General features: G+C 62.7%; 22 protein-coding genes and 3 tRNA genes. 15 read left to right on the forward strand and 10 right to left on the reverse strand.

Annotation, left to right across the window (positions count from 1 at the left end; all coding sequences use genetic code 11):
• Positions 1-23: 23 nt before the first annotated feature.
• Both hpaB and hpaC read left to right on the forward strand, forming a co-directional pair.
• Positions 24-1,586, forward strand: coding sequence for a 4-hydroxyphenylacetate 3-monooxygenase, oxygenase component (hpaB, locus tag GUC32_RS02805; protein ID WP_043136111.1), 1,563 nt, complete (start codon positions 24-26; stop codon positions 1,584-1,586).
• A gap of 16 nt (positions 1,587-1,602) precedes the next feature.
• Complete coding sequence (hpaC, locus tag GUC32_RS02810; protein WP_025305188.1) at positions 1,603-2,118, forward strand: 4-hydroxyphenylacetate 3-monooxygenase, reductase component; 516 nt, start codon at positions 1,603-1,605, stop codon at positions 2,116-2,118.
• Between the two features lie 33 nt (positions 2,119-2,151).
• Here the strand turns inward: hpaC and ampH are convergent, their stop codons facing one another.
• Positions 2,152-3,294: a D-alanyl-D-alanine-carboxypeptidase/endopeptidase AmpH gene (ampH, locus tag GUC32_RS02815; RefSeq protein WP_197771535.1), complete on the reverse strand. Its 1,143-nt coding sequence runs from the start codon at positions 3,292-3,294 to the stop codon at positions 2,152-2,154.
• Between the two features lie 126 nt (positions 3,295-3,420).
• Positions 3,421-4,179 (reverse strand): FadR/GntR family transcriptional regulator, encoded by a 759-nt coding sequence (locus GUC32_RS02820; RefSeq protein WP_025305190.1) that lies wholly within the window; start codon positions 4,177-4,179, stop codon positions 3,421-3,423.
• Between the two features lie 236 nt (positions 4,180-4,415).
• On the opposite strand from GUC32_RS02820, the gene GUC32_RS02825 reads away from it, so the two are divergent.
• From GUC32_RS02825 to fucP, 7 genes are read left to right on the forward strand one after another with little or no spacing between them, the layout of a single operon-like run.
• A complete protein-coding gene (locus GUC32_RS02825) occupies positions 4,416-5,156 on the forward strand; it encodes an SDR family oxidoreductase (protein ID WP_043136107.1) in 741 nt (246 codons plus the stop codon).
• 25 nt (positions 5,157-5,181) lie between these two features.
• Positions 5,182-6,027 (forward strand): fumarylacetoacetate hydrolase family protein, encoded by an 846-nt coding sequence (locus GUC32_RS02830; RefSeq protein WP_043136103.1) that lies wholly within the window; start codon positions 5,182-5,184, stop codon positions 6,025-6,027.
• 14 nt (positions 6,028-6,041) lie between these two features.
• Positions 6,042-7,319, forward strand: a complete 1,278-nt coding sequence (locus GUC32_RS02835; RefSeq protein WP_025305193.1) for an L-fuconate dehydratase — start codon at positions 6,042-6,044, stop codon at positions 7,317-7,319.
• Positions 7,320-7,333: 14 nt separating this feature from the next.
• Positions 7,334-8,197, forward strand: coding sequence for an amidohydrolase (locus GUC32_RS02840; protein ID WP_089196494.1), 864 nt, complete (start codon positions 7,334-7,336; stop codon positions 8,195-8,197).
• Positions 8,175-8,951: an SDR family oxidoreductase gene (locus GUC32_RS02845; RefSeq protein ID WP_043136096.1), complete on the forward strand. Its 777-nt coding sequence runs from the start codon at positions 8,175-8,177 to the stop codon at positions 8,949-8,951. Before GUC32_RS02840 ends, GUC32_RS02845 begins: the two co-directional genes overlap by 23 nt.
• Positions 8,948-9,307 (forward strand): L-rhamnose mutarotase, encoded by a 360-nt coding sequence (locus GUC32_RS02850; protein WP_043136092.1) that lies wholly within the window; start codon positions 8,948-8,950, stop codon positions 9,305-9,307. Before GUC32_RS02845 ends, GUC32_RS02850 begins: the two co-directional genes overlap by 4 nt.
• Before the next feature lie 40 nt (positions 9,308-9,347).
• A complete protein-coding gene (gene fucP, locus GUC32_RS02855; protein ID WP_025305197.1) occupies positions 9,348-10,577 on the forward strand; it encodes an L-fucose:H+ symporter permease in 1,230 nt (409 codons plus the stop codon).
• A gap of 1 nt (position 10,578) precedes the next feature.
• Here fucP and GUC32_RS02860 read toward each other — a convergent pair whose 3' ends face one another.
• On the reverse strand, positions 10,579-11,781 hold the full coding sequence (locus GUC32_RS02860; RefSeq protein ID WP_049204627.1) for an MFS transporter: 1,203 nt from the start codon (positions 11,779-11,781) through the stop codon (positions 10,579-10,581).
• A gap of 108 nt (positions 11,782-11,889) precedes the next feature.
• Between GUC32_RS02860 and GUC32_RS02865 the strand changes: the two genes are divergently transcribed.
• On the forward strand, positions 11,890-12,801 hold the full coding sequence (locus tag GUC32_RS02865; RefSeq protein WP_197824233.1) for a LysR family transcriptional regulator: 912 nt from the start codon (positions 11,890-11,892) through the stop codon (positions 12,799-12,801).
• 10 nt (positions 12,802-12,811) lie between these two features.
• Here GUC32_RS02865 and GUC32_RS02870 read toward each other — a convergent pair whose 3' ends face one another.
• The gene (locus GUC32_RS02870; RefSeq protein ID WP_025305200.1) at positions 12,812-14,008 is read right to left on the reverse strand and encodes an MFS transporter; all 1,197 of its coding nucleotides are present in this window, start codon (positions 14,006-14,008) and stop codon (positions 12,812-12,814) included.
• A 135-nt stretch (positions 14,009-14,143) separates the two neighbouring features.
• On the opposite strand from GUC32_RS02870, the gene GUC32_RS02875 reads away from it, so the two are divergent.
• Positions 14,144-14,740 carry a TetR/AcrR family transcriptional regulator gene (locus GUC32_RS02875; protein ID WP_025305201.1) on the forward strand — a complete coding sequence of 199 codons (597 nt, stop codon included), beginning with the start codon at positions 14,144-14,146 and terminating at the stop codon, positions 14,738-14,740.
• A gap of 45 nt (positions 14,741-14,785) precedes the next feature.
• Here GUC32_RS02875 and GUC32_RS02880 read toward each other — a convergent pair whose 3' ends face one another.
• On the reverse strand, positions 14,786-15,865 hold the full coding sequence (locus GUC32_RS02880) for a GGDEF domain-containing protein (RefSeq protein ID WP_025305202.1): 1,080 nt from the start codon (positions 15,863-15,865) through the stop codon (positions 14,786-14,788).
• Positions 15,866-16,124: 259 nt separating this feature from the next.
• On the opposite strand from GUC32_RS02880, the gene GUC32_RS02885 reads away from it, so the two are divergent.
• A complete protein-coding gene (locus tag GUC32_RS02885; protein WP_004933115.1) occupies positions 16,125-16,409 on the forward strand; it encodes a DUF1435 domain-containing protein in 285 nt (94 codons plus the stop codon).
• A gap of 89 nt (positions 16,410-16,498) precedes the next feature.
• On the opposite strand, the gene GUC32_RS02890 is transcribed toward GUC32_RS02885, so the two are convergent.
• The 4 genes from GUC32_RS02890 to GUC32_RS02905 all read right to left on the reverse strand — a co-directional run bounded on the left by GUC32_RS02890 (position 16,499) and on the right by GUC32_RS02905 (position 17,854).
• Positions 16,499-16,585 (reverse strand) — tRNA-Leu (locus GUC32_RS02890).
• Between the two features lie 42 nt (positions 16,586-16,627).
• Positions 16,628-16,714, reverse strand: a tRNA-Leu gene (locus GUC32_RS02895).
• Positions 16,715-16,750: 36 nt separating this feature from the next.
• A tRNA-Leu gene (locus tag GUC32_RS02900) sits at positions 16,751-16,837 on the reverse strand.
• Positions 16,838-16,909: 72 nt separating this feature from the next.
• Positions 16,910-17,854, reverse strand: coding sequence for a LysR substrate-binding domain-containing protein (locus GUC32_RS02905; RefSeq protein WP_369435547.1), 945 nt, complete (start codon positions 17,852-17,854; stop codon positions 16,910-16,912).
• A 118-nt stretch (positions 17,855-17,972) separates the two neighbouring features.
• On the opposite strand from GUC32_RS02905, the gene GUC32_RS02910 reads away from it, so the two are divergent.
• Positions 17,973-18,965: an aldo/keto reductase gene (locus GUC32_RS02910; RefSeq protein ID WP_025305204.1), complete on the forward strand. Its 993-nt coding sequence runs from the start codon at positions 17,973-17,975 to the stop codon at positions 18,963-18,965.
• 50 nt (positions 18,966-19,015) lie between these two features.
• On the opposite strand, the gene rsmC is transcribed toward GUC32_RS02910, so the two are convergent.
• On the reverse strand, positions 19,016-20,056 hold the full coding sequence (rsmC, locus tag GUC32_RS02915; RefSeq protein ID WP_025305205.1) for a 16S rRNA (guanine(1207)-N(2))-methyltransferase RsmC: 1,041 nt from the start codon (positions 20,054-20,056) through the stop codon (positions 19,016-19,018).
• A 146-nt stretch (positions 20,057-20,202) separates the two neighbouring features.
• On the opposite strand from rsmC, the gene GUC32_RS02920 reads away from it, so the two are divergent.
• Both GUC32_RS02920 and rimI read left to right on the forward strand, forming a co-directional pair.
• Positions 20,203-20,640 (forward strand): DNA polymerase III subunit psi, encoded by a 438-nt coding sequence (locus GUC32_RS02920; RefSeq protein ID WP_025305206.1) that lies wholly within the window; start codon positions 20,203-20,205, stop codon positions 20,638-20,640.
• Positions 20,585-21,028: a ribosomal protein S18-alanine N-acetyltransferase gene (gene rimI, locus GUC32_RS02925; RefSeq protein ID WP_043136064.1), complete on the forward strand. Its 444-nt coding sequence runs from the start codon at positions 20,585-20,587 to the stop codon at positions 21,026-21,028. Before GUC32_RS02920 ends, rimI begins: the two co-directional genes overlap by 56 nt.
• The last annotated feature ends 67 nt before the right edge of the window (positions 21,029-21,095 follow it).

The following is a 21,095-nucleotide window of genomic DNA, read 5'->3' on the forward strand; positions in this document are numbered from 1 at the left end:
ATGCCGATGACGAGGAAGACCCGATGAAACCAGAAGACTTTCGTGCCGACAGCAAACGCCCGTTCACCGGCGCCGAATACCTGAAAAGTTTGCAGGATAGCCGCGAAATCTACATTTACGGCGAACGCGTAAAAGACGTCACCACCCACCCGGCGTTCCGCAACGCGGCGGCGTCGGTCGGCCAGCTGTACGACGCGCTGCACGATCCGGCCAGCCAGGATCGCCTGTGCTGGAATACCGACACCGGCAACGGCGGCTATACCCACAAATTCTTCCGCTACGCCCGCAGCCCGGAAGAGATGCGCCAGCAGCGTGACGCCATCGCCGACTGGTCACGCCAAAGCTACGGCTGGATGGGGCGCACGCCGGATTATAAGGCGGCCTTCGGCTGCGCGCTGGGCGCTTATCCGGAGTTCTACGGCCAGTTCGCCGATAACGCGCGCCACTGGTACAAACGCATTCAGGAAACCGGGCTCTATTTCAACCACGCCATCGTCAACCCGCCGATCGATCGTCATAAGCCGGTCAATGAGGTGAAGGACGTCTACATTCAGGTGGAGAAAGAAACTGACGCCGGCATCGTGGTCAGCGGCGCCAAAGTGGTGGCTACCAACTCGGCGTTGACCCACTACAACTTCATCGGCTTCGGTTCGGCGCAGGTGATGGGCGATAATCCGGACTTCGCGCTGATGTTCGTGGCGCCGATGGACGCCGAAGGAGTGAAGCTGATTTCGCGCGCCTCCTACGAGCTGGTGGCCGGCGCCACCGGATCGCCGTTTGACTATCCGCTCACCAGCCGCTTCGACGAGAACGACGCGATCCTGATCATGGATCATGTGCTGATCCCGTGGGAAAACGTGCTGATCTACCGCGATTTCGACCGCTGCCGCCGCTGGAGCACCCAGGGCGGTTTCGCCCGGCTGTTCCCGCTGCAGGCCTGCGTGCGCCTGGCGGTGAAGATGGATTTCATCACCGCGCTGTTGCAAAAGAGCCTATCGTGCACCGGCGTGCTGGAGTTCCGCGGCGTGCAGGCCGATCTGGGCGAAGTGGTGGCCTGGCGCAACCTGTTCTGGTCGCTGAGCGACGCGATGTGCGCCGAAGCCACGCAATGGGAAAACGGCGCCTACCTGCCGGATTCCGCCGCGCTGCAAACCTACCGCGTGATGGCGCCGATGGCCTACACCAAGGTGAAACACATCATCGAGAAGAACGTCACCAGCGGCCTGATCTACCTGCCGTCCAGCGTGCGCGACATGAACAACCCGGAGATCGACAAGTACCTGGCGCGCTACGTGCGCGGATCGGACGGCATGGATCACGTCGAGCGCATCAAGATCCTCAAGCTGATGTGGGACGCGATCGGCAGTGAGTTCGGCGGGCGCCACGAGCTGTATGAGATCAACTACGCCGGCAGCCAGGATGAGATCCGCCTGCAGTGCCTGCGCCATGCGCAGGGATCCGGCAATATGGATCGCATGATGCAGATGGTCGACAAGTGCCTGGCCGATTACGATCAGCACGGCTGGAAGGTGCCGCACCTGCGGAACAATGACGATATTAATCAGTTGGATAATCTGCTGAAGTAATTCAGGAGGAGGTTGTATGTCTCAGGAAAATGAACAGCGCCTGCGCTTTCGCGACGCCATGGCCAGCCTGTCGGCGGCGGTGAATATCGTCACCACCGACGGCCCGGCGGGGCGCTGCGGCATCACCGCCACGGCGGTGTGCTCGGTAACCGATACGCCGCCGACGCTGCTGGTGTGCATCAACCGCAACAGCGCGATGAACCCGGTGTTTCAGGAAAACCGCAGGCTGTGCGTCAACGTGCTCAACCATGAGCAGGAGCTGATGGCGCGCCACTTCGCCGGCATGACCGGCGTCAGCATGGAAGATCGTTTCCGGCTGGAAGAGTGGCAGCTCGGCGCACTGGGGCAGCCGGTGCTGCGCAATACCCTGGCCAGCCTGGAAGGGGAAATCGAGCAGATCCAGAGCATCGGTACCCACCAGATGTACCTGGTGCAGATCAAGCAGATCGCGTTGAGCGAAGCCGGTAACGGCCTGATCTACTTCAAGCGCAACTTCCATCCGGTGATCCATCAGATGGCGGTGCTGGCCTGAGACGTGGGGGCGCAGCCAGCTGCGCCCCACATATCAACTCTTGTTGGCTGCCAGATCGCTCACCAGGCGGTTGACCGGATCGCTCATGTTGGTGAACTTACTCAGCTCCGAACGGGTCACCACCACGAACACCCCGACATTTTTCGCCGGGATCATCGCCATGTAGGTGATGAACCCGCCGCCGCCGCCGGTCTTCTGAATGATGCCCGGCAGCCCGTCCTTCGGCGCCATATACACCCAGCCTAACCCCAGCGCATCTGCTTGCCCCGGCACGTCCATGCCCTTCAGCGACACCAGATCGTGGCGCTGGAAGTACATGGTTTGTTCGCTGGCGGCGGTGGCTTTGCGCGGGCCGCTGGCGCTGGAGGAGAGGAACTGCTGCATCCAGCGCTGCATGTCGCGTGGGGTGGAGTAGACGCCGCCGCTGCCGGCTGCGGCGGTGGTGTCGCGGCAGGCGCTCGGGCCGGCCGCCGCCACCATCAGGCGCGAACACTGTTCAGGGCTCGGCGTCAGCGTGGTATCCACCATGCCGAGCGGCGCGGTGATTTTCTCTTTCAGCAGCGCGTTGTAGGGTTTGCCTGCGGCGCGCGACAGCGCATCGGCCAGCAGATCGTACGCCAGGTTGGAATAAGCGGCGTGTACGCCCGGCGGCACCGTGACGTTGGCATGCGCCAGCCATTGCCAGCGCTGGGCTTTGGTCGGCCAGGTGAAGACCGGCGTTTTAGGCGGCTTCTTGCCCGGCTGCTCGCGCGGCAGCGCGCTGGTGTGGGTGGCCAGGTTCAATAACGTGATCGGCTGGCCGGCGTTGTAAGCCGGCACATAGGCGCCTTTGGGAGCGTACTTGCGCAGCGGATCGGTCAGTTTGACCTGGCCTGCCGCCGCCATTTTTACCATCACTTCACTGGTCATCAGCTTGGTGATCGACGCGATGCGGATCAGCGAATCCGGGCGCGGGCGCAGGTTGTTGCCGGGCTTGGTGTCGCCGAAGCTGCGGTTAACCACCTGATTGCCGTCGATCACCACCAGCGCCATGCCGGTGGCGCCGCTGTTGTAGAAAATATGTTCGGCATACTGGTCGACGATTTGCGAAGCCAGCTGCGGGGGCGCGGCCTGCACGGCCAGCGGCGCGGCGCACAGGCCCAGCGCCAGCAATAAAGCGGAGACAGAGTTCTTCAACGGTCGTTATCCATTTAACAATGCAGCGGGGAAAGGGCTTATTCGTCGCCCAGTGTAATGCCCCCAGGCCCCGGCTGCATGTAGAAAAAAGAGCGGTGGCGATAAAATTTTTTCACCGCCGGCGGCCTACTGCGCGCGGGCGAAAATGGCGATCACTTCGTCCAGGTGCGCCTTCATCGCCTTGCGGGCGCCGCGCACGTCGCGCGCTTCGATCGCCGCCAGGATCGCCCGGTGTTCCAGCTCGGAGCGGTGCGGCATGTCGTCCGGCGTATAGTGGCGCTGCAGCACGCGGAACATGCTGCCGTAACGGTGGCCGAGCAGGTGGCCGATGATGAACGCATAGGCCGGGTTGCCGCTGGCCTGGGCGATGCGGATGTGGAACAGCCGATCGCCGGGGTGGGTGGCGGAACCGGCGCGGTTATCGCGGCAGTTCTGTTCATAGGCGGCGCGGATACCCGCCAGCTCTTCGTCGGTGGCGTGGCGCGCGGCCAGCGCGGCGGTCTCCGGTTCGATCAGCAGGCGGGTTTGCAGCAGAGAAAACGGCGGCAACTCGGCGTTGAAATCCAGCTCGATGTTCAGTTCGTCGTCGATCTCCGCCCACTGGTTGCGGCCGGCTTGGGCCATCACCGGCTCCTGCGACGGCGCCAGCGGCGTTGGCGAGCGCACGATCACCCCGTTGCCGACCTTGACGTCTACCAGGCCGATCACTTCCAGCGCGATCAGCGCCTCGCGCACCGACGCGCGGCTGACCTGCAATTGCTGGGCGAGATCGCGCTCCGAGGGCAGACGGCTGCCCGGCGGAAATTCGTTATTTTCGATCAGACGTTTGAGTTGGTCAGCTATCTGTCTGTAAATTCTTGGGTTTTCCAGTCGGGTAATCGGCATTTTTGACCTTTGACGATTCGGCGTTCAGTGATTTGGCGCACAATTATGCGATAAGGCGCTTGAGTAATCGTTATTCAAGTGTAAAAAAATGGTTAATTGAAATGCGGTTTCAAGGCTGTTTTTATTAACTTCTTCCCCCAACGATAACGCGTAAAGCGTCTTTTGTCATGTTAGAGGCCTGACCTTTAACCGCCTTTAGTGGCCTGACCATTAGACCTTTAGGCCGAGGAGTCAAGATGGATTTAACCGGGAAACGCGTACTGATCACCGCCGCCGGGCAAGGGATCGGATTCACCACCGCCAGGCTGTTCGCCGCCGCCGGCGCTGAAGTGATCGCCAGCGACATCAACCTCGAGCGCCTGCAGGGCTCCGCCGGGATCCGCGCGCTGACGCTGAACGTCACCGATCCGGCCGCCATCGCGGCGGCGGCGGAAGCGATCGGCCCGATCGACGTGCTGTTCAACTGCGCTGGCGTGGTGCACAGCGGATCGATCCTCGACTGCAGCGAAGATCAGTGGGCGTTCGCGCTCGATCTCAACGTCACCGCGATGTTCCGCATGATCCGCGCCTTCCTGCCGGGCATGTTGGCGCGCGGCAAAGGCTCGATCATCAACATGTCTTCGGTGGCCTCGAGCGTGAAAGGGGTGCCGAACCGCTTCGCCTACAGCGCCAGCAAGGCGGCGGTGATCGGCCTAACGCGCTCGGTGGCGGCGGATTACGTCACCCAGGGCATCCGCTGCAACGCCATTTGCCCCGGCACGGTGGAATCGCCGTCGCTGCGCCAGCGCATCGCCGAGCAGGCGCGCGAACAGGGGCGCAGCGAGCAAGAGGTGTATCAGGCGTTCGTCGCCCGTCAGCCGATCGGGCGCATCGGCACCACCGAGGAAATCGCCCAATTGGCGCTGTATCTGGCCTCCGACGCCAGCTCGTACACCACAGGAACGGTGCAGATCATCGACGGTGGCTGGAGCAACTGAGCCGCCAGTTTTGAGAGAGGAACGCATGAAACTTTTACGTTATGGGGAACCCGGGCAAGAGCGCCCCGGCATGTTGGATGAGCAGGGCCGCCTGCGCGATCTGTCGCAGCATATCGCCGACGTGGGCGGCGCCGCGTTATCGCCGGCGTCGCTCGCCAAACTGCGCACGCTGGACAGCGCCGCATTGCCGCTGGTCGAGGGGCAGCCGCGTCTCGGCGCCTGCGTCGGCGGCATCGGCAAGTTCATCTGCATCGGCCTGAATTACGCCGATCACGCGGCGGAGACCGGTGCGGCCATTCCTGAGGAACCGGTGGTGTTCAACAAATGGACCAGCGCGGTGGTCGGCCCCTACGACCGGGTGGAGATCCCGCGCGGATCGCAGAAAACCGACTGGGAAGTGGAGCTGGGCGTGGTGATCGGCCTGGGCGGGCGCTACATCAGCGAAGCGGATGCGATGCGCCACGTCGCCGGTTATTGCGTGATCAACGACGTCTCAGAACGCGAATATCAAATTGAGCGCGGCGGCACCTGGGACAAGGGCAAAGGCTGCGACACCTTTGGGCCGATCGGCCCCTGGCTGGTGACCGCCGACGAAATCGCCGATCCGCACAGCCTGAACCTGTGGCTGGAGGTGGACGGCAAGCGCTATCAGGACGGCAACACCAGCACCATGATCTTCCGCATTCCGCAGATCGTCAGCTACCTCAGCCGCTTTATGAGCCTGCAGCCGGGCGACGTGATCTCCACCGGCACGCCGCCGGGCGTCGGCATGGGGCAGAAACCGCAGCCCATCTACCTGCGGGCGGGCCAGACGATGCGTCTGGGCATTGAAGGGCTGGGCGAACAGCGCCAGCAAACCGTACAGGCTTAACCGGGAGCGCCGCCATGACCACCATTACCGCACTGCGGGTTGAAGACATTCGTTTCCCCACGTCGCTGGGGCTGGACGGATCCGACGCCATGAATCCGGATCCCGACTATTCCGCCGCCTACGTGATCCTGGAGACCGATCGCGCGGATCTCAGCGGCCACGGACTGACGTTCACCATCGGCCGCGGCAACGAGATCTGCTGCGCGGCGATCCGCGCGCTGGAGCATCAGATCGTCGGTGAGCGGCTGGAGACGATCGCCGCCGATATGGGCGCCTTCTGGCGGCGCTTCACCAGCGACAGCCAGCTGCGCTGGATCGGGCCGGACAAAGGCGCCATTCACCTGGCGACCGGCGCGGTGGTCAACGCGGTGTGGGATCTGTGGGCCAAATCGGTCGGCAAGCCGGTGTGGCGGCTGGTGGCGGAGATGACGCCGGAGGAGCTGGTGCGCTGCATCGACTTCCGTTACATCACCGACTGCATCACGCCGCAGGAAGCGCTGGCGCTGCTGAAACAGCGGGCCGAGGGCAAAGAACGGCGCCTGGAGCGGCTGCTGCAGGAGGGGTATCCCTGTTACACCACCTCCGCCGGCTGGCTGGGCTACCCGGACGACAAGCTGCGCCGCCTGTGCCAGGAAGCGGTCGACGCCGGTTTCTCCTACCTGAAGCTGAAGGTCGGGCGCGATCTGGAAGACGACATCCGCCGGGTGCGCATCGCCCGCGAGGTGATCGGCCCAGATCGCCGGCTGATGATCGACGCCAACCAGGTGTGGGAAGTGGACGAAGCCATTCCGTGGGTGAAGCATCTGGCGTTCGCCAAACCCTGGTTTATCGAAGAGCCGACCAGCCCGGACGACGTGGAAGGGCATCGCCGCATCCGCGAAGGGGTGGCGCCGGTCAAGGTGGCCACCGGTGAGATGTGTCAGAACCGCATCATGTTCAAGCAGTTCATCATGCGCGGCGCGGTAGACGTGGTGCAGATCGACGCCTGCCGTCTCGGCGGCGTCAACGAAGTGCTGGCGGTGATGCTGATGGCGGCCAAATACCAGCTGCCGGTCTGCCCGCACGCTGGCGGCGTCGGGCTGTGCGAGTACGTGCAGCACCTGTCGATGATCGACTACCTGTGCATCGCCGGCACCCACGAAGGCCGGGTGATCGAGTACGTCGATCATTTGCATGAACACTTTGTCGATCCCTGCGTGATCAACGGCGCGGCCTACATGCCGCCGAGCCGTCCCGGCTATTCGATCGAGATGCATCCGTCGTCGATCGAGCAGTATCGGTTCCGCGGGTGAGGCGGGAGGATCGCATGCCGCGCATCGACGCGCATCAGCACTACTGGCGCTATCACCCACGGCACTACCCGTGGATCGACGAGCGGATGCGGGTGCTGCGGCAGGATTTCGATCCGCCCCGGCTGCGGCCGCTGTTGCAGGAACACGGTTTCGACGGCGCGCTGGCGGTGCAGGCGCGCCCCAGCGAGGACGAGACGCTGACCCTGCTGGCGCTGGCTGAGCAGAGCGAGGGCGTATGCGGCGTGGTGGGCTGGCTGGATATCGCCGCGCCGCAGCTGGCGCAGCGCCTGGAGGCCTTGCGGCCTTACAGCGCGCTGCGCGGGGTGCGCCATCAGGTGCAGGACGAAGCGGATCCGGCGGCCTGGTTGGCGCGGCCGGAGGTGGAACGCGGCATGCAAACGCTGCAGCGCGCCGGGTATGTGTACGAGATCCTGGTGACGCATCGGCATCTGGCGGCCGCGGCGGCGTTCGCCGCCCGCCATGACGAACACTGGCTGGTGCTGGATCACCTCGGCAAGCCGGACATCGCGCGCGGCGTGCGGCACTGGGCGCAGCAAATCCGGCCGCTGGCGGCGCTGCCGCACGTGGCCTGCAAGCTATCGGGGCTGATCACCGAGGCGCCGGGCGGCCGGTGGCGGGCGGAAGAACTGCTGCCGTTCTTCGACGCCGCGCTGGAGGCGTTCGGCCCGGAGCGGCTGATGTTCGGCTCCGACTGGCCGGTGTGCCTGCTGGCCGGCGACTACCGCCAGGTGGTGCAACTGTGCGAACGGGCGCTGTCGACGCTGGGGGCCGCCGAGCAGGCGGCGATTTGGGGCGGCACCGCCTGGCGAATTTACGGTTTAACGGAGTCTGGTTATGGATCTGTATCTGCAAGATAAGGTGGTGCTGGTCACCGGCGGCGGTGCCGGCATCGGCGCGGCGATTGCTCATGTGCTGGCCGAGGAGGGGGCGATCCCGGTGCTGGTCACCAACGCCGCGCCGGAGGCGGCGCTGCTGGCCGATTTGCAGCGGCTGCAGCCGCGCACCGAGGTGATCCTCACCGAATTGTGCGACGAGGCGGCCTGCCGCCGGGCGGTCAGCCAGACGCTGGCGACCTTCGGCCGCATCGACGGACTGGTGAACAACGCCGGGGTCAATGACGGCGTCGGGCTGGAGGCGGGGCGTGAAGCGTTCGTCGGCTCGCTGGAGAAGAACTTGGTGCACTACTACCTGATGGCGCACCTGTGCCAGGCGGCGCTGCAGGAAAGCCGGGGCGCCATCGTCAACATCGCCTCTAAGACCGCGCTCAGCGGGCAGGGGGGCACCAGCGGCTACACCGCCGCCAAGGGCGCGGTGCTGGCGCTGACGCGCGAATGGGCGGTGTCGCTGCGCCATGACGGGGTGCGGGTGAACGCGGTGGTGCCGGCGGAGGTGATCACCCCGCAGTACCAGCGCTGGCTCAACACCTTCGCCGAGCCGCAGCGGCAGATGGAGAAAATCACCGCGCGCATTCCGCTCGGGCAGCGCATGACTACGCCGCAGGAGATCGCCGATACCGTGGCGTTTCTGCTGTCGTCGCGGTCATCGCATACCACCGGGCAGTGGCTATCGGTGGACGGCGGCTACCTGCATCTCGATCGGGCGCTGACGTGAGCGGCGCGGCGGCAGGGCGGCGCCGTTTCTGCCAGGCGCTCGATCTGATTGACTCACCGGCGCTGATTGCGGAGTACCAGCAGCATCATCAGCGCATCTGGCCGGGCATCGCCGCGCATTTGCGCAAGCACGGCATTCTGGACATGGAGATTTACCGGTTGGGCACCCGGCTGTTCATGATCGTGGAGGTCAGCGCCGATTTTGACGCCGCGCGTTTTGACGCCGCCAGCCTGAACAACCCCGAAGTACAGCGATGGGAAGCGCTGATGTGGCACTACCAGGCCGCCACCCCCTGGACGCCGCAGGGCGAAAAATGGGTGGAAATGGCGCGGATTTTCTCTCTGCAACAGCAATAACGCCAACATCATCATCGCCAGACGATACGAGGGTATCACCATGCTTGCTGAAAAAAGTGCGGCCTCCGCGCAGCCGGGCGTCCCCGTGACCGCCAATCTGCGCTGGGCCTTTATCCTGGTCACCAGCCTGTTCTTCATGTGGGGGCTGTCCTATGGCCTGCTGGACGTATTAAACAAACATTTTCAGGAGACGTTGCACGTCACCAAGGCGCAGTCGGGGCTGCTGCAGGCGGCCTATTTCGGCGCCTATTTCCTGGTGGCGCTGCCCGCCGGGTACTTTATGGATCGCAAGGGCTATAAGGCGGGCATTCTGGTCGGGCTGTGCCTGTATGCGCTGGGGGCGCTGCTGTTCGTGCCGGCGGCGTCGGCCAACAGCTTCGGCGTATTCCTGTTCGCGCTGTTCGTTATCGCCAGCGGCCTGGGCTGCCTGGAAACGGCGGCCAACCCGTACGCCACGGTGCTGGGCGATGCGCAGGGCGCCGAACGGCGGCTGAATCTGGCCCAGTCGTTCAACGGCCTCGGGCAGTTTATCGGCCCGCTGATCGGCGGCACGCTGTTCTTCTCCGCCAGCCAGTCCACCGGCGGCGGCGATCAGAGCGCGGTGAAGATGACCTATGTGGCGATCGCCGCGCTGGTGCTGCTGATCGCGCTGTTGTTCAGCCGCACACGGCTGCCGGCGATCCGCGAAGAGGAAAAACCGGTGCACGGCGTGATAGCGCAAGGATTGTGGCAGCATCCGCATTTCGTCGGCGGGGTTATCACACAGTTCTTCTACGTGGCGGCGCAGGTGGGCGTCGGGGCGTTCTTCATCAACTACGCCACCGAGCACTGGCGCGAGGTGTCTAACCAGAGCGCCTCTTACCTGCTGTCGATCGCCATGATCTGCTTTATGGTCGGACGCTTCTTCAGCACCTGGCTGATGGGGCGAGTCAAACCGGCGACGCTGCTGGCGGCCTATGCGCTGATCAACATCGCGCTGTGCGGCGTGGTGATGCTGAGCGTCGACGGCGTATCGGTGGTGGCGCTGATCGCGGTGTTCTTCTTTATGTCGATCATGTTCCCGACCATTTTCGCCCTGGGGGTGAAAAATTTGGGTAAACACACCAAGCGCGCCAGCTCCTTTATGATCATGGCGATCGTCGGCGGCGCCATCATGCCGTACTTTATGGGGGCGCTGGCCGATCGTTACAGCACCGCGATCTCTTATCTGCTGCCGCTGCTGTGCTTCGCGGTGGTGCTGGTTTACGGCCTGCGGCAGCGCCGCGCTTGATTCAACCCGGCGGCGAATCGGCCTTCGCCGCCGTTGCCAGCGTCTGCGGGCGGGTTCGTATCAGGATCGCCAACGCCAATAGCAGCACCATGCCGGACAGCACGCCGTTTATCGTCAGGCCTCCGGTGTCCACCACCAGCCCACCCGCCAGCGAACCGCAGGAAATCGCCAGATTAAACAGCGCGATATACAGAGAAGAGGCGACCTCTACCGCGTCGGGGGCCGCCTTGAGCATCCATGCCATCAGTGAAACGGAAACGCCGCCGTAGGCGATGCCCCACAGCAGGAGGAAGGCACTGCCGCTCAGCGGCGCGTGGCCCAGCAGCGGCAGCAGCAGGACGGCGAGCGCCAGCCCGAGGGCGATCAGCGCCAGAGTGCGGCGCAGCCGTTTGGCGGCGGCCTGGCCGGCGATGAAATTCCCGGCGATACCGGCGACGCCGTAGGCGAACAGCAGCGGCCCCACCCAGCGGCCCTCGATGCCGGCGACCGTCTGCAACAGCGGGCGAACAAAGGTGTAAGCCATAAAGTGGCCGGCGACCAGCAGAAACGTCAGCAGCAGCCCAAGGAGCAGTCGGCGATTCGCGCGCTGCGCGGTGAACGACCGCCAGCTTATCGCCTGCGTGACCGGCAGCGACGGCAGCACGCACAGCAGCAACAGCAGGGTCAGCGCCGCCAGGACGGCGACGGCCAGAAACGCCATGCGCCAACCCAGCGCTTCGCCGAGGAGCACCCCGAGTGGCACGCCGAACACCGAGGCCGCCGCTACGCCGCCGAAGATGACGGACAGCGCCAATCCGACGGAGGCCGGCGGCACCAGGCGTTCCGCCAACCCGCCGGCGATGGCCCAGATACCGCCGATGCAAAAGCCTAGCAGGATGCGCGCGGCGAACAGCAGGGCCAGGGAGGTGGCAGCGGCGGCCAGCAGGTTAGCGGCGATCAGCAGCAGCAGAAAGCCCACCAACAGGCTGCGGCGATCCGTGCGCCGGGCGCCCAGCACCACCAGCGGGGCGAACAGCGCGGCGAACAGGGCCGGCAGGGAAATCAGCAGCCCGGCACGGCCTATCGATGCGTTCAAGGTGCTGACGATCGGAGTCAGCAGCCCGACGGGCAGCATTTCTGCGGTGACGACGGTAAAGGTGGACAGGCCGACCGCGAAGGTCGCCAGCCAGGGTTTTGCGCCGCCGTCGGCGTGTAAGGCATTCATAAGGATCCTCCCAACAGATGAATAACCTCAGTGTATCCGCGCCAAAATGGCTGATAAACTGGCCTGATTGCGCAACATTGGGGACAAGTCGTGGCTAATTTACCGTCTATGCCGTTGGATAACCTGACAGACCTGCTGGTGTTCATCCGCGTCGCCGACGCCTGCAGCTTCACGCTGGCGGCCGAGAGGCTGGGTATCTCCCGATCGGCGGCGGGCAAATGCGTGAACCGATTGGAGGAGCGATTGGCGACCCGGCTGCTGCAGCGCACCACGCGCAGCGTCAGCCTGACCGAAGACGGCGCGGTGTTTTACGAGTATGCGCAGCGCATCCTGTCGCAGGCCGAAGAGGCGGAAACGGCGCTCAATACGCGGCGGCAAACCCCGCGCGGGCGGCTGCGGTTGGATCTGCCGGTCTCGCTGGGGCGGTTGCATATCCTGCCGATTTTACGGGAGTTTTTGGCACAGTGGCCGGAGGTGGACGCCGACGTCAGCTTCTCCGATGAGTACAGCGATCTGGTGCGCGACGGCATCGACGTAGCTATCCGGGTCGGCGGCAGCGACGACAGCCGGCTGGTGCGGCGAGTGCTCGCGCCGCATCGCCTGATCACCTGCGCGGCGCCGGACTATCTGGCGCGCTACGGCACGCCTGCGAAACCGGAGGCGTTGGGCGATCACGAGACGCTGGTCTTCAGCCATCAGGGGCTGCCGGCGCCCTGGCGCTATTTGGTCAACGGCCAACTGCACGAACAGCCGGTGCGCGGCCGGATGCGTTTCAACAACGTCGAGGCCTTGCGGGATGCGGCCGTCGCCGGGGCGGGTCTGTGCCAAGTGGGGGCGTTTCTGGTCGGCGAGCAGATTGCGGCCGGCATGCTGGTGCCGGTGCTGGAGCGCTATTGTCGCCCGGGGCCGCCGATCTGCGCCGTCTATCCCAGCCGGCGCCATCTCTCCCCCAAGGTGAAACTGTTTCTGACGGCGATCGAACGGCGCTGGCAGGGCAAGGCGATTTGGGAAACCGCTTAGCGCGGGCGATTCACGCCGCTTTCAAGGCCAGCGTTCGCTGCATTAAGCGGTAGCCGCCGGCCGCCACCAGCAGTACGACCAGGCCGGCCGTGAGCGTGACGCCAAAGCCGGCCGTTATCCCCGCAGCGTCGATCGCCAGGCCCGCCAATGCGGCGCCGAGTGCCACGCCTATCCCCAGGCCGGTGACCATCCAGGTCAATCCTTCCGTCAGCCGGGAGGGCGGCACGATGTTTTCAACCAGCCCCATGGCAACGATCATGGTCGGCGCAAAAAACAATCCGGCGACAAACATCGACGCCGCCAGCGTTAAAACATTGTGCACCCACAGCAGCGGCAAGGTGGTGAAAGCGGTGGCGAACGCCGCGTATAAGAACAGACGAGGCAAGGGGACGGGGATCTTCATTGCGCCGAAAATCAGCCCGGCCAGGCAGGAGCCGAACGCGTAAACCGACAGTACGATGCTGGCGGCGGCCGGCTGCCCTTGCTGCTCGGCGAAGGCCACGCTGATGACGTCCACGGTGCCGACGATGGTGCCGAGGGCGATCAGCGCCAGCACCAGGATCTGCATCGACGGCATGGTCAGGATGGCGCGCTGCCGCTGGTTATTGTGGGCGTAAACCGGGGGCTGGGTGCTTTTTTGCGCGGCGAATGCCGCAACGCCCGCCACCAGAAGCAGCGCGGCCACCAGAGGGCCGGCCTCTGGGAAGAGTGAAACGCTAAGCCCCACGGCGATCGGTGGGCCGACGATAAAGGCCACCTCGTCCAATACGGACTCGAATGAAAATGCCGTGTGCAGCTGTGGCGTGCCGCGATAAATTTCGCTCCAGCGGGCCCTGACCATCGCGGAGATGCTGGGCATGCCGCCCGCGAGCGCGGCGAAGACAAACAGAGTCCAGTCCGGTGCCCGATAGTGGGTGCAGAACAACAGCAGCAGCAGGGCGATCGCGCTGATCCCGGTGGCATACGGCAACACGCGGCTTTGGCCGTGACGATCCGCCGCGCGCGCGATTTGCGGCGCAAGCAGCGCCATGGAAAAGGCGAACGTCGCCGCCACCGCACCCGCCAACCAATAGGAACCGCGTACCTGCGAGAGCATGGTGATGATGCCGATACCGGTCATCGAGACCGGCAGGCGCGCGATTAGCCCGGCAGAGGAAAACGCCTTGCTGCCCGGGGCGTTGAACAGTTTGAAATAAGGATTTGCCATGGAAAGGGCTCCGGAATGTTGGCGGCTCGGTATTCGCTCAATGTCCATCATTGACATACGCCACGTATGTTACGTTAATTGACATACATGGCGTATGTCAATTATAACGTCATCAATATGAGGCGGAGTGGACCCATGGCACGTAAAGCGCGCACCGAAATGATTGAAGAAACCCGACAAAAGCTGGTGGCGGCGGCCCGCCGGCAGTTTGGCAGCGTGGGGTATGCCGAGACGGTGATGGATGATCTCACCGCCCAGGCCGGCCTGACGCGCGGCGCGCTCTATCACCATTTTGGCGATAAAAAGGGGCTGTTCCTGGCGGTGGTGCAGGCGATAGACTCGGAGATGGATGCGCATCTGGCTGACATAACCGCGAGTACTGCGGATGACTGGGAGGCTTTTGCGGCGCGTTGCCGCGGTTATCTGATCATGATGACGGAGCCGCAAGCGCAACGCATTCTGTTGCGTGATTCACCTTCGGTGCTGGGAGCTGAATATCTGCGGGCCAGCAAGCTGGCGTGCATCAGCTGGATGACGGGCGCATTGCAGGCCTTGATGGCGCAGCGGCGCATCGCCGTCGCCGAGCCGGAATCGCTGGCGCATTTAATCAACGGCGGCCTGATGGATGCCGCGCTGTGGGTCGCCCATCATCCGGAAAAAGACGTGGGGCTGGAACAAGCCTTGGTCAGTTTGAATCTGTTGCTGAACGGGCTGCGTTCCACCGCCGTATAGCCGTATAAGTGTTGATGTCAGCCGCCGCGCCGTTACGGCGGCGGCTTAAGGGTGAACGGCGGCGGGCTCGACGTTTTGCGCCAGCTGAATATTGTTGCGGCCGCTGTGCTTCGCCAGATAGAGCGCGGCGTCGGCTGCGCCTATCGCCGATTCGATGTCCAGTTTTTCCAGCGCGGAGATGCCGGCGCTGAGCGTCAGCGTGCCGCTGTGCTGCGGACTGGCGCCGTGCGGGATGTTCAGCTCCGCCACGCGTTGACGCACCCGTTCGGCCAGCTGCGCCGCATAGCCTTCGTGCACGTTGGTCAGCAGCACCAAAAACTCTTCCCCGCCGTAGCGCACCACGATGTCGCGCGAACGTACCGCATCGCGAATGGCGACCGCTACCTGCACCAGCGCCCGGTCGCCCATGGCGTGGCCGTAGCTGTCGTTGTAGACCTTGAAGTGGTCGATATCCAGCAGCAGCACGTAGTGGCGGCCGGTTTGCGGTTCCAGCAGCATAGTGATCTTATTTTCCAGGCCACGCCGGTTATAAAGGCCGGTCAGGGGATCGAGCATGCTCAAATTATTGAATTTGTCCCGCTCGTTATACAGGTTGGCCACCAGCGCGTGGGTAAAGATTTCACTGCGTTTCAACATCAGGTGATGAATGGAGAAAGCGATAATAGGTAATAGCGTGGTGAATAATATCCGCAGGGTATTATGCATGCCGTCTAAAGCCAGGATCACCATTGCGGAAGGCACGGCGTGTAAACAAAAGGCGGTAAAGTTATCCGTCAGAGAAATAGCGCTGATAAAAAAGATGCTGAACAAACTAATTAATAAAAAATCTTGGTTATTCGGCAAGCAATATTGACTTTTAACGTAAATATGTGCGGCCCATAGCAGGCCAAGCACGCTGGAGAACAGGTTGAGTTTGCACAAATATTTACGTGGCGTTTGCAGAGAAAATAGCGCTGCTACCAGACAAAATAGCGGTATACATAATAAAGGTAGGGTAAATGCGGGCGTATCCCTAAAAGGGAACAATAATGTAAATACGGAAGAGGCGGCATTCATTATCAGAAAAAGAAATAATGCCAGGCGCTGCTTGCTGTTCAGTAATTCCTGATAAGAACGGGCGTTCATACGGAGGTCACTCTTTGCAAAGTCGTTCTGTCGAATAATTAAGGTTGAGAAGCATTCCCTTGGCGCGAATATCCACTTGAATTGCATGGTTGAGGATTGTGATTATTATCATGCAAACAGGACTAGGAATTTTCTTATGTCAAATTATCATTTTTTCCTGCTGGTGTCATCTGAGTTTGGTCAGCGCAGTGAAAATGATGCGGCGGCCAAAAAAGTGTTATATGATATTGGTTATCATTATCACTTGAGGAGGGTTGTCATGCTCACTGCCATGATTGCCGCGTGCGGGCTGTGGGGCGTCAGTTGGTGCCTCGGCGATCGCCTGGCCAGCGCCTGGGGCGTTTTGCTGCCTTGTGCGTTGATGCCGCTGTTGGCCCTGATCAACCTGGATATGCTGCAGTTGCGCACCCTGATCGTGATAGCGATGTTGGCCACGCTGGTGATGCTGTTCAACAGCCGGCTGCGCCACTATCTGCTGCTGCCTTCCTGTATGGCGCTGGCGGGCGGCCTGGCGGCGGTCAGCCTAAACTTCAGCTTCGGGTGAAACGCCCGAAACGGCAAAACCACGCTTTAGCGTGTGATTCATCAATGCGTTGGGATTTTTTCGGGGAGACTACCGGAGAGATCATCAATTGGTGCGAAGAGAGGGACTTGAACCCTCACGTCCGTAAGGACACTAACACCTGAAGCTAGCGCGTCTACCAATTCCGCCACCTTCGCACAGTCGATGTTGTTGCTTTGATTTATATTACGTCGCCAGCGTGGTGCGAAGAGAGGGACTTGAACCCTCACGTCCGTAAGAACACTAACACCTGAAGCTAGCGCGTCTACCAATTCCGCCACCTTCGCATCGATGCTGAGTGCAATATAAATCATGTGGTTATTTGGTGCGAAGAGAGGGACTTGAACCCTCACGTCCGTAAGGACACTAACACCTGAAGCTAGCGCGTCTACCAATTCCGCCACCTTCGCGTACCAGAAACATTACCGGAGTAACGTTACCACGGAGGCGAATTCTAGAGATTTTGGCGGGCACGTCAACAGTTATTTCCCCGCTTTGCGGGCGTTTGCTGGAAAAACAGCCATATCGCCGCTTTTCTGCTGGTCAAACAGCCAAATCAGCCAATCAATCAACACCCTGACCCGTGGCGCCAGGAAACGGCCAGGCGGATACATGATGTAAATCGGCATCGGCGGGGGCGGCGTGTCCGTCAATACTTCCACCAGTTCGCCCTGTTCCAGCCAGGGGGCAAGCGAATAGCGCGCCGCCTGTATCAATCCCATACCGGCTCGCGCGCCGGCGATATAGGCGTCGGCGCCGCTGACGCTCAGCCGGGCGGGGAGTTCGCGTAGTTCCAGCTTGCCGCCGCGGCAGAACTCTAGCGGGTAATCGCGGTTGCTGGCCAGCGAAAAATACCCCACCGCGCGGTGCGGCGCCAGGCTATCGATGTCGAGCGGCGTGCCGCAGGCCTGCAGGTAAGCGGGGGAAGCGCAGGTGATCTGTGGCAACTGGGCGATGCGCCGCGCCACCAGGCTGTCGTCTTCGGTTTCCCAGGCGCGCAGCACGCAGTCAACGCCTTCGCGCAACAGATCGACGTGGTTGTCGTTGGCACCCAGCGCCAGGGTGATGTCGGGATAACGCTGGTAAAAGTCGTCCAACGCCGGAATGACGATCTGGCGCGCCAGCGAATGGGGCATATCGATGCGCACCTTGCCGGACGGCTGCAGCTTATGGTGACTGAACAGCGTGTCCGCCTCCTCCAGTGCCCCCAGCAACTGCACGCAGCGTTGATAGTAGAGGCTGCCTTCGCTGGTCACCTGTACCTGGCGGGTGGTGCGGATCAGCAGGCGAACGCCCAGCCGCTGCTCCAGCCGTTTTAACGCGTTGCTGACCGTGGCGCGCGGCAGCTGCAGGCGTTCGGCCGCCCGGCTGAAGCTGCCCAGTTCGACGATGCGGGTAAAAATGCGCATGGCTTGAACCTGATCCATGTCCACTCCGGATTGTTGGTGATTTTTGAACAGTGATGTGCAATCTGCATTATTTATCTTTGTAGTGTAAACAACCAGACTTTGCTGCGTTATCCATTCACCGCATGAGGGCAGCACAATGCAACAACGTAAACTGGGTTCCCACGGTCCCGTCGTCTCCGCCCTGGGGCTGGGATGCATGGGCATGAGCGACTTCTACTCCACCGGCGCCGATCGGCAAGAAGCCATCGCCACGCTGCACCGGGCGCTGGAGCTGGGCGTCACGCTGCTCGACACCGCCGACATGTATGGCCCGCACACCAACGAAGCGCTGGTGGGGGAAGCGATCAAAGGCAAACGGCAACAGGTGTTCCTGGCCACCAAGTTCGGCATCCTGCGCGATCCGGCGGATCCTTCGGCGCGCGGCGTCAGCAGCCGCCCCGAGTATATCCGGCGCTCCGTCGAGGGCAGCCTGCGGCGCTTGGGCGTGGAGGAGATCGATCTTTATTATCAGCACCGGGTCGATCCGCAGGTGCCGATCGAAGACGTCGTGGGCACGATGGCGGATCTGATCCGCGAAGGCAAGATCCGCCACATCGGCCTGAGCGAGGCGTCGGTCGCCACGCTGGAGCGGGCGCACAAGGTGCATCCGATCACCGCGCTGCAGACCGAGTATTCACTGTGGACGCGCGACGCCGAGCAGGGCGTGCTGGCGGCCTGTGAGCGACTGGGGATCGGCTTTGTGCCTTACAGCCCGTTAGGGCGCGGTTTCCTCACCGGCGCTATCCGGCGGCCGGAGGATCTGGCCGAGGACGATTTCCGCCGCGGCAACCCGCGTTTCCAGGGGGAAAACTTCGCCCGCAACCTGGCGCTGGTGGAGAAGGTGGGCGAGCTGGCGGCGCAGAAGGGCGTCAAACCTTCGCAGCTGGCGCTGGCCTGGGTGTTGGCGCAGGGCGAGCACATCGTGCCGATCCCCGGCACCAAACGCCGTCGCTACCTGGAAGAGAACGTCGCGGCGGCGGAGATAACGCTGAGCGCGGCTGAGCTGGCGGCGATCGACGCGGTGTTCCCACTGAGTGCGGCGGCCGGCGAACGCTACGGCGCCGAGTCGATGACCTATATCAACGGCTAAAAAAAAGCGCGGCCTCAGGCCGCGCTCTGTCGTTTTCCGCCAACGGCGAATTATTTCTTCTTCGGCGCGCGCGGCGGGCGGCCGACGGTGGCCTGATACACCTTGAAGCGGCCGTTCTGCGCCAGCACTTCATGGCTGCCGAAGGTGGCGTCCAGAATGTCCGGGTACGGCAGGAAGGCGTTGGCGACGATGCGCAGCCTGCCGCCGATCGGCAGGTGCTTCACCGCGCCGCGGATCAGGGTTTCAGCAGCGGTCAGGCTGGTCTGCAGCCCGTCGTGGAACGGCGGGTTGGAGATGATCATGTCGAAACGGCCGGTGATGTCGGAGTAAACGTTGCTGACGATCACTTCGCCTTCGATGCCGTTGGCGGCCAGCGTTGCGCGGCTGGATTCCACCGCGGCGGCGTTGACGTCGCTGAGGGTCAGTTTCACCTTCGGCGACAGCTTGGACATTACCGAGGCCATGACGCCGGCGCCGCAGCCGATGTCCAGCACCTTGCCTTTCATGTGTTTTTCCAGCGTCGACAGCAGCAGCGAGCTGCCGACGTCCAGACCGTCGCGGCTGAACACGCCCGGCAGCGTTTTCACTTCCAGATCGTGCAGCTGATAGCTGTCCCACCAGTCGTTCAGGTCGAACTCGGTCTGCGCGTCCAGGCGGCCATGATACAGGCCGCAGCGGCGCGCACTGTCGATTTTCACCAGCGTGACGTGGCCTTCCAGCGTTGGCTCGGCGCTGCGCACGCCGCTGCGGTTTTCACCGACCACGAACACGTCCGCGCCCACCGGCAGCAGCGCCAGGAGGTTGCACAGCTGGAATTGCGCTTCCTGCTTGCTCTTCGGCCAGTAGTAAACCAGCGTGTCGCAGTCGGCGACGAAAGCGGGATCGACGGTCAAACCGAACTGCACGTTATCGCCCATCGTCCGGTTCAGTAACTGCCAGTGATGGTATTGCTGAGTGTGGACGCGCACGTCCGCGGCCTCGAATTGGGCCGGCAGGCTGTCCTGCAGGTCGCCGGCAAACAGCACGCGGCGTTCGATAAATTCATCACTGTGGCGCAGCATGACTTCACTGGCGGGGGTTAATGCAGACATCAGATATTGGCTCCTGGAAATGAGACCGGGGATTATAGAGCTTTGTGGCGATATGTTCGACGGGTTTGTTGGCGCGGGCTGCGCGGGTTTGTTAGCATAGCGCGGCGCATGGCAGGCATGGCGCACCACAACGGGTAGGAATCGGCATGGCATCAAAACGCGACTGGCTGTTACAACAACTGGGTATTACGCAGTGGACATTGCGCCGCCCGAGCGTGTTGCAGGGCGAAGTGGCGGTCAGTCTGCCGCCCGAGACGCGCCTGCTGGTGGTGGCGCAGACGCTGCCGGCGCCCGACGATCCGCTGTTTTGCGACGTGCTGCGCAGCCTGGGGCTGACGCCGGCGCAAACCTACAGCCTGACGCCGGAACAGGTGGCGATGCTGCCTGAAGAGACCGCATGCAACAGTTGGCGGCTGGGCGTGACGGAACCGCTCGCGGTCGCCGGCGCGCAGCTACACAGCCCGGCGCTGGCCGAGCTTTCCCAAGACGCGGGGGCCAAACGCGCCCTCTGGCAGCAGATTTGTCATCATGAACACGATTTCTACCCTGACGGCGGCCGACCTGGCCACGGCCTTCAACATTGAGCAAGCCAGCCACGCTTTCCCCTGGACGGAAACCACCTTTGCCAGCAATCAGGGCGATCGCTACCTTAACCTGAAGCTGAGCGCCGATGGGGAGATGGCGGGGTTCGCCATCACGCAGATCGTGCTGGACGAAGCCACGCTGTTCAACATCGCCATTCATCCGCGGCACCAGCGCCGGGGCTTTGGCCGCCTGCTGCTCAACGCGGTGATCGAACAGCTGGAGAGCCGCGGCGTGGTTACGCTGTGGCTGGAAGTCCGCGCCTCCAACCAGGCGGCGATCGCGCTGTATGAAGATCTCGGTTTCAACGAGGTCACCGTGCGCCGCAATTATTACCCGAGCGCCCACGGCCGCGAAGACGCGATCGTGATGGCGCTGCCGCTGGGGTAATCTAAAACATCCTGTTTATTGTTTGCATTCCCTTTTACAACTAAAAAGTTGTTTCTTCATTAATTTA

The sequence above is a fragment of the Serratia sp. NGAS9 genome, assembly GCF_009905295.1.
GTDB classification, from domain to species: Bacteria; Pseudomonadota; Gammaproteobacteria; order Enterobacterales; family Enterobacteriaceae; genus Serratia; species Serratia bockelmannii.

Coding starts and splice junctions, on each gene's coding strand:
- GUC32_RS02835 (WP_025305193.1), top strand. CDS start 6,042: ATGACCACCATTACCGCACTGCGGGTTGAAGACATTCGTTTCCCCACG.
- hpaB (WP_043136111.1), top strand. CDS start 24: ATGAAACCAGAAGACTTTCGTGCCGACAGCAAACGCCCGTTCACCGGC.
- GUC32_RS02905 (WP_369435547.1), bottom strand. CDS start 17,854: ATGGATCAGGTTCAAGCCATGCGCATTTTTACCCGCATCGTCGAACTG.
- rsmC (WP_025305205.1), bottom strand. CDS start 20,056: ATGTCTGCATTAACCCCCGCCAGTGAAGTCATGCTGCGCCACAGTGAT.
- GUC32_RS02845 (WP_043136096.1), top strand. CDS start 8,175: ATGGATCTGTATCTGCAAGATAAGGTGGTGCTGGTCACCGGCGGCGGT.
- GUC32_RS02920 (WP_025305206.1), top strand. CDS start 20,203: ATGGCATCAAAACGCGACTGGCTGTTACAACAACTGGGTATTACGCAG.
- hpaC (WP_025305188.1), top strand. CDS start 1,603: ATGTCTCAGGAAAATGAACAGCGCCTGCGCTTTCGCGACGCCATGGCC.
- GUC32_RS02870 (WP_025305200.1), bottom strand. CDS start 14,008: ATGGCAAATCCTTATTTCAAACTGTTCAACGCCCCGGGCAGCAAGGCG.
- GUC32_RS02830 (WP_043136103.1), top strand. CDS start 5,182: ATGAAACTTTTACGTTATGGGGAACCCGGGCAAGAGCGCCCCGGCATG.
- fucP (WP_025305197.1), top strand. CDS start 9,348: ATGCTTGCTGAAAAAAGTGCGGCCTCCGCGCAGCCGGGCGTCCCCGTG.
- GUC32_RS02840 (WP_089196494.1), top strand. CDS start 7,334: ATGCCGCGCATCGACGCGCATCAGCACTACTGGCGCTATCACCCACGG.
- GUC32_RS02860 (WP_049204627.1), bottom strand. CDS start 11,781: ATGAATGCCTTACACGCCGACGGCGGCGCAAAACCCTGGCTGGCGACC.
- GUC32_RS02820 (WP_025305190.1), bottom strand. CDS start 4,179: ATGCCGATTACCCGACTGGAAAACCCAAGAATTTACAGACAGATAGCT.
- GUC32_RS02865 (WP_197824233.1), top strand. CDS start 11,890: ATGCCGTTGGATAACCTGACAGACCTGCTGGTGTTCATCCGCGTCGCC.
- GUC32_RS02880 (WP_025305202.1), bottom strand. CDS start 15,865: ATGAACGCCCGTTCTTATCAGGAATTACTGAACAGCAAGCAGCGCCTG.
- rimI (WP_043136064.1), top strand. CDS start 20,585: ATGAACACGATTTCTACCCTGACGGCGGCCGACCTGGCCACGGCCTTC.
- GUC32_RS02875 (WP_025305201.1), top strand. CDS start 14,144: ATGGCACGTAAAGCGCGCACCGAAATGATTGAAGAAACCCGACAAAAG.
- GUC32_RS02910 (WP_025305204.1), top strand. CDS start 17,973: ATGCAACAACGTAAACTGGGTTCCCACGGTCCCGTCGTCTCCGCCCTG.
- GUC32_RS02825 (WP_043136107.1), top strand. CDS start 4,416: ATGGATTTAACCGGGAAACGCGTACTGATCACCGCCGCCGGGCAAGGG.
- GUC32_RS02885 (WP_004933115.1), top strand. CDS start 16,125: ATGCTCACTGCCATGATTGCCGCGTGCGGGCTGTGGGGCGTCAGTTGG.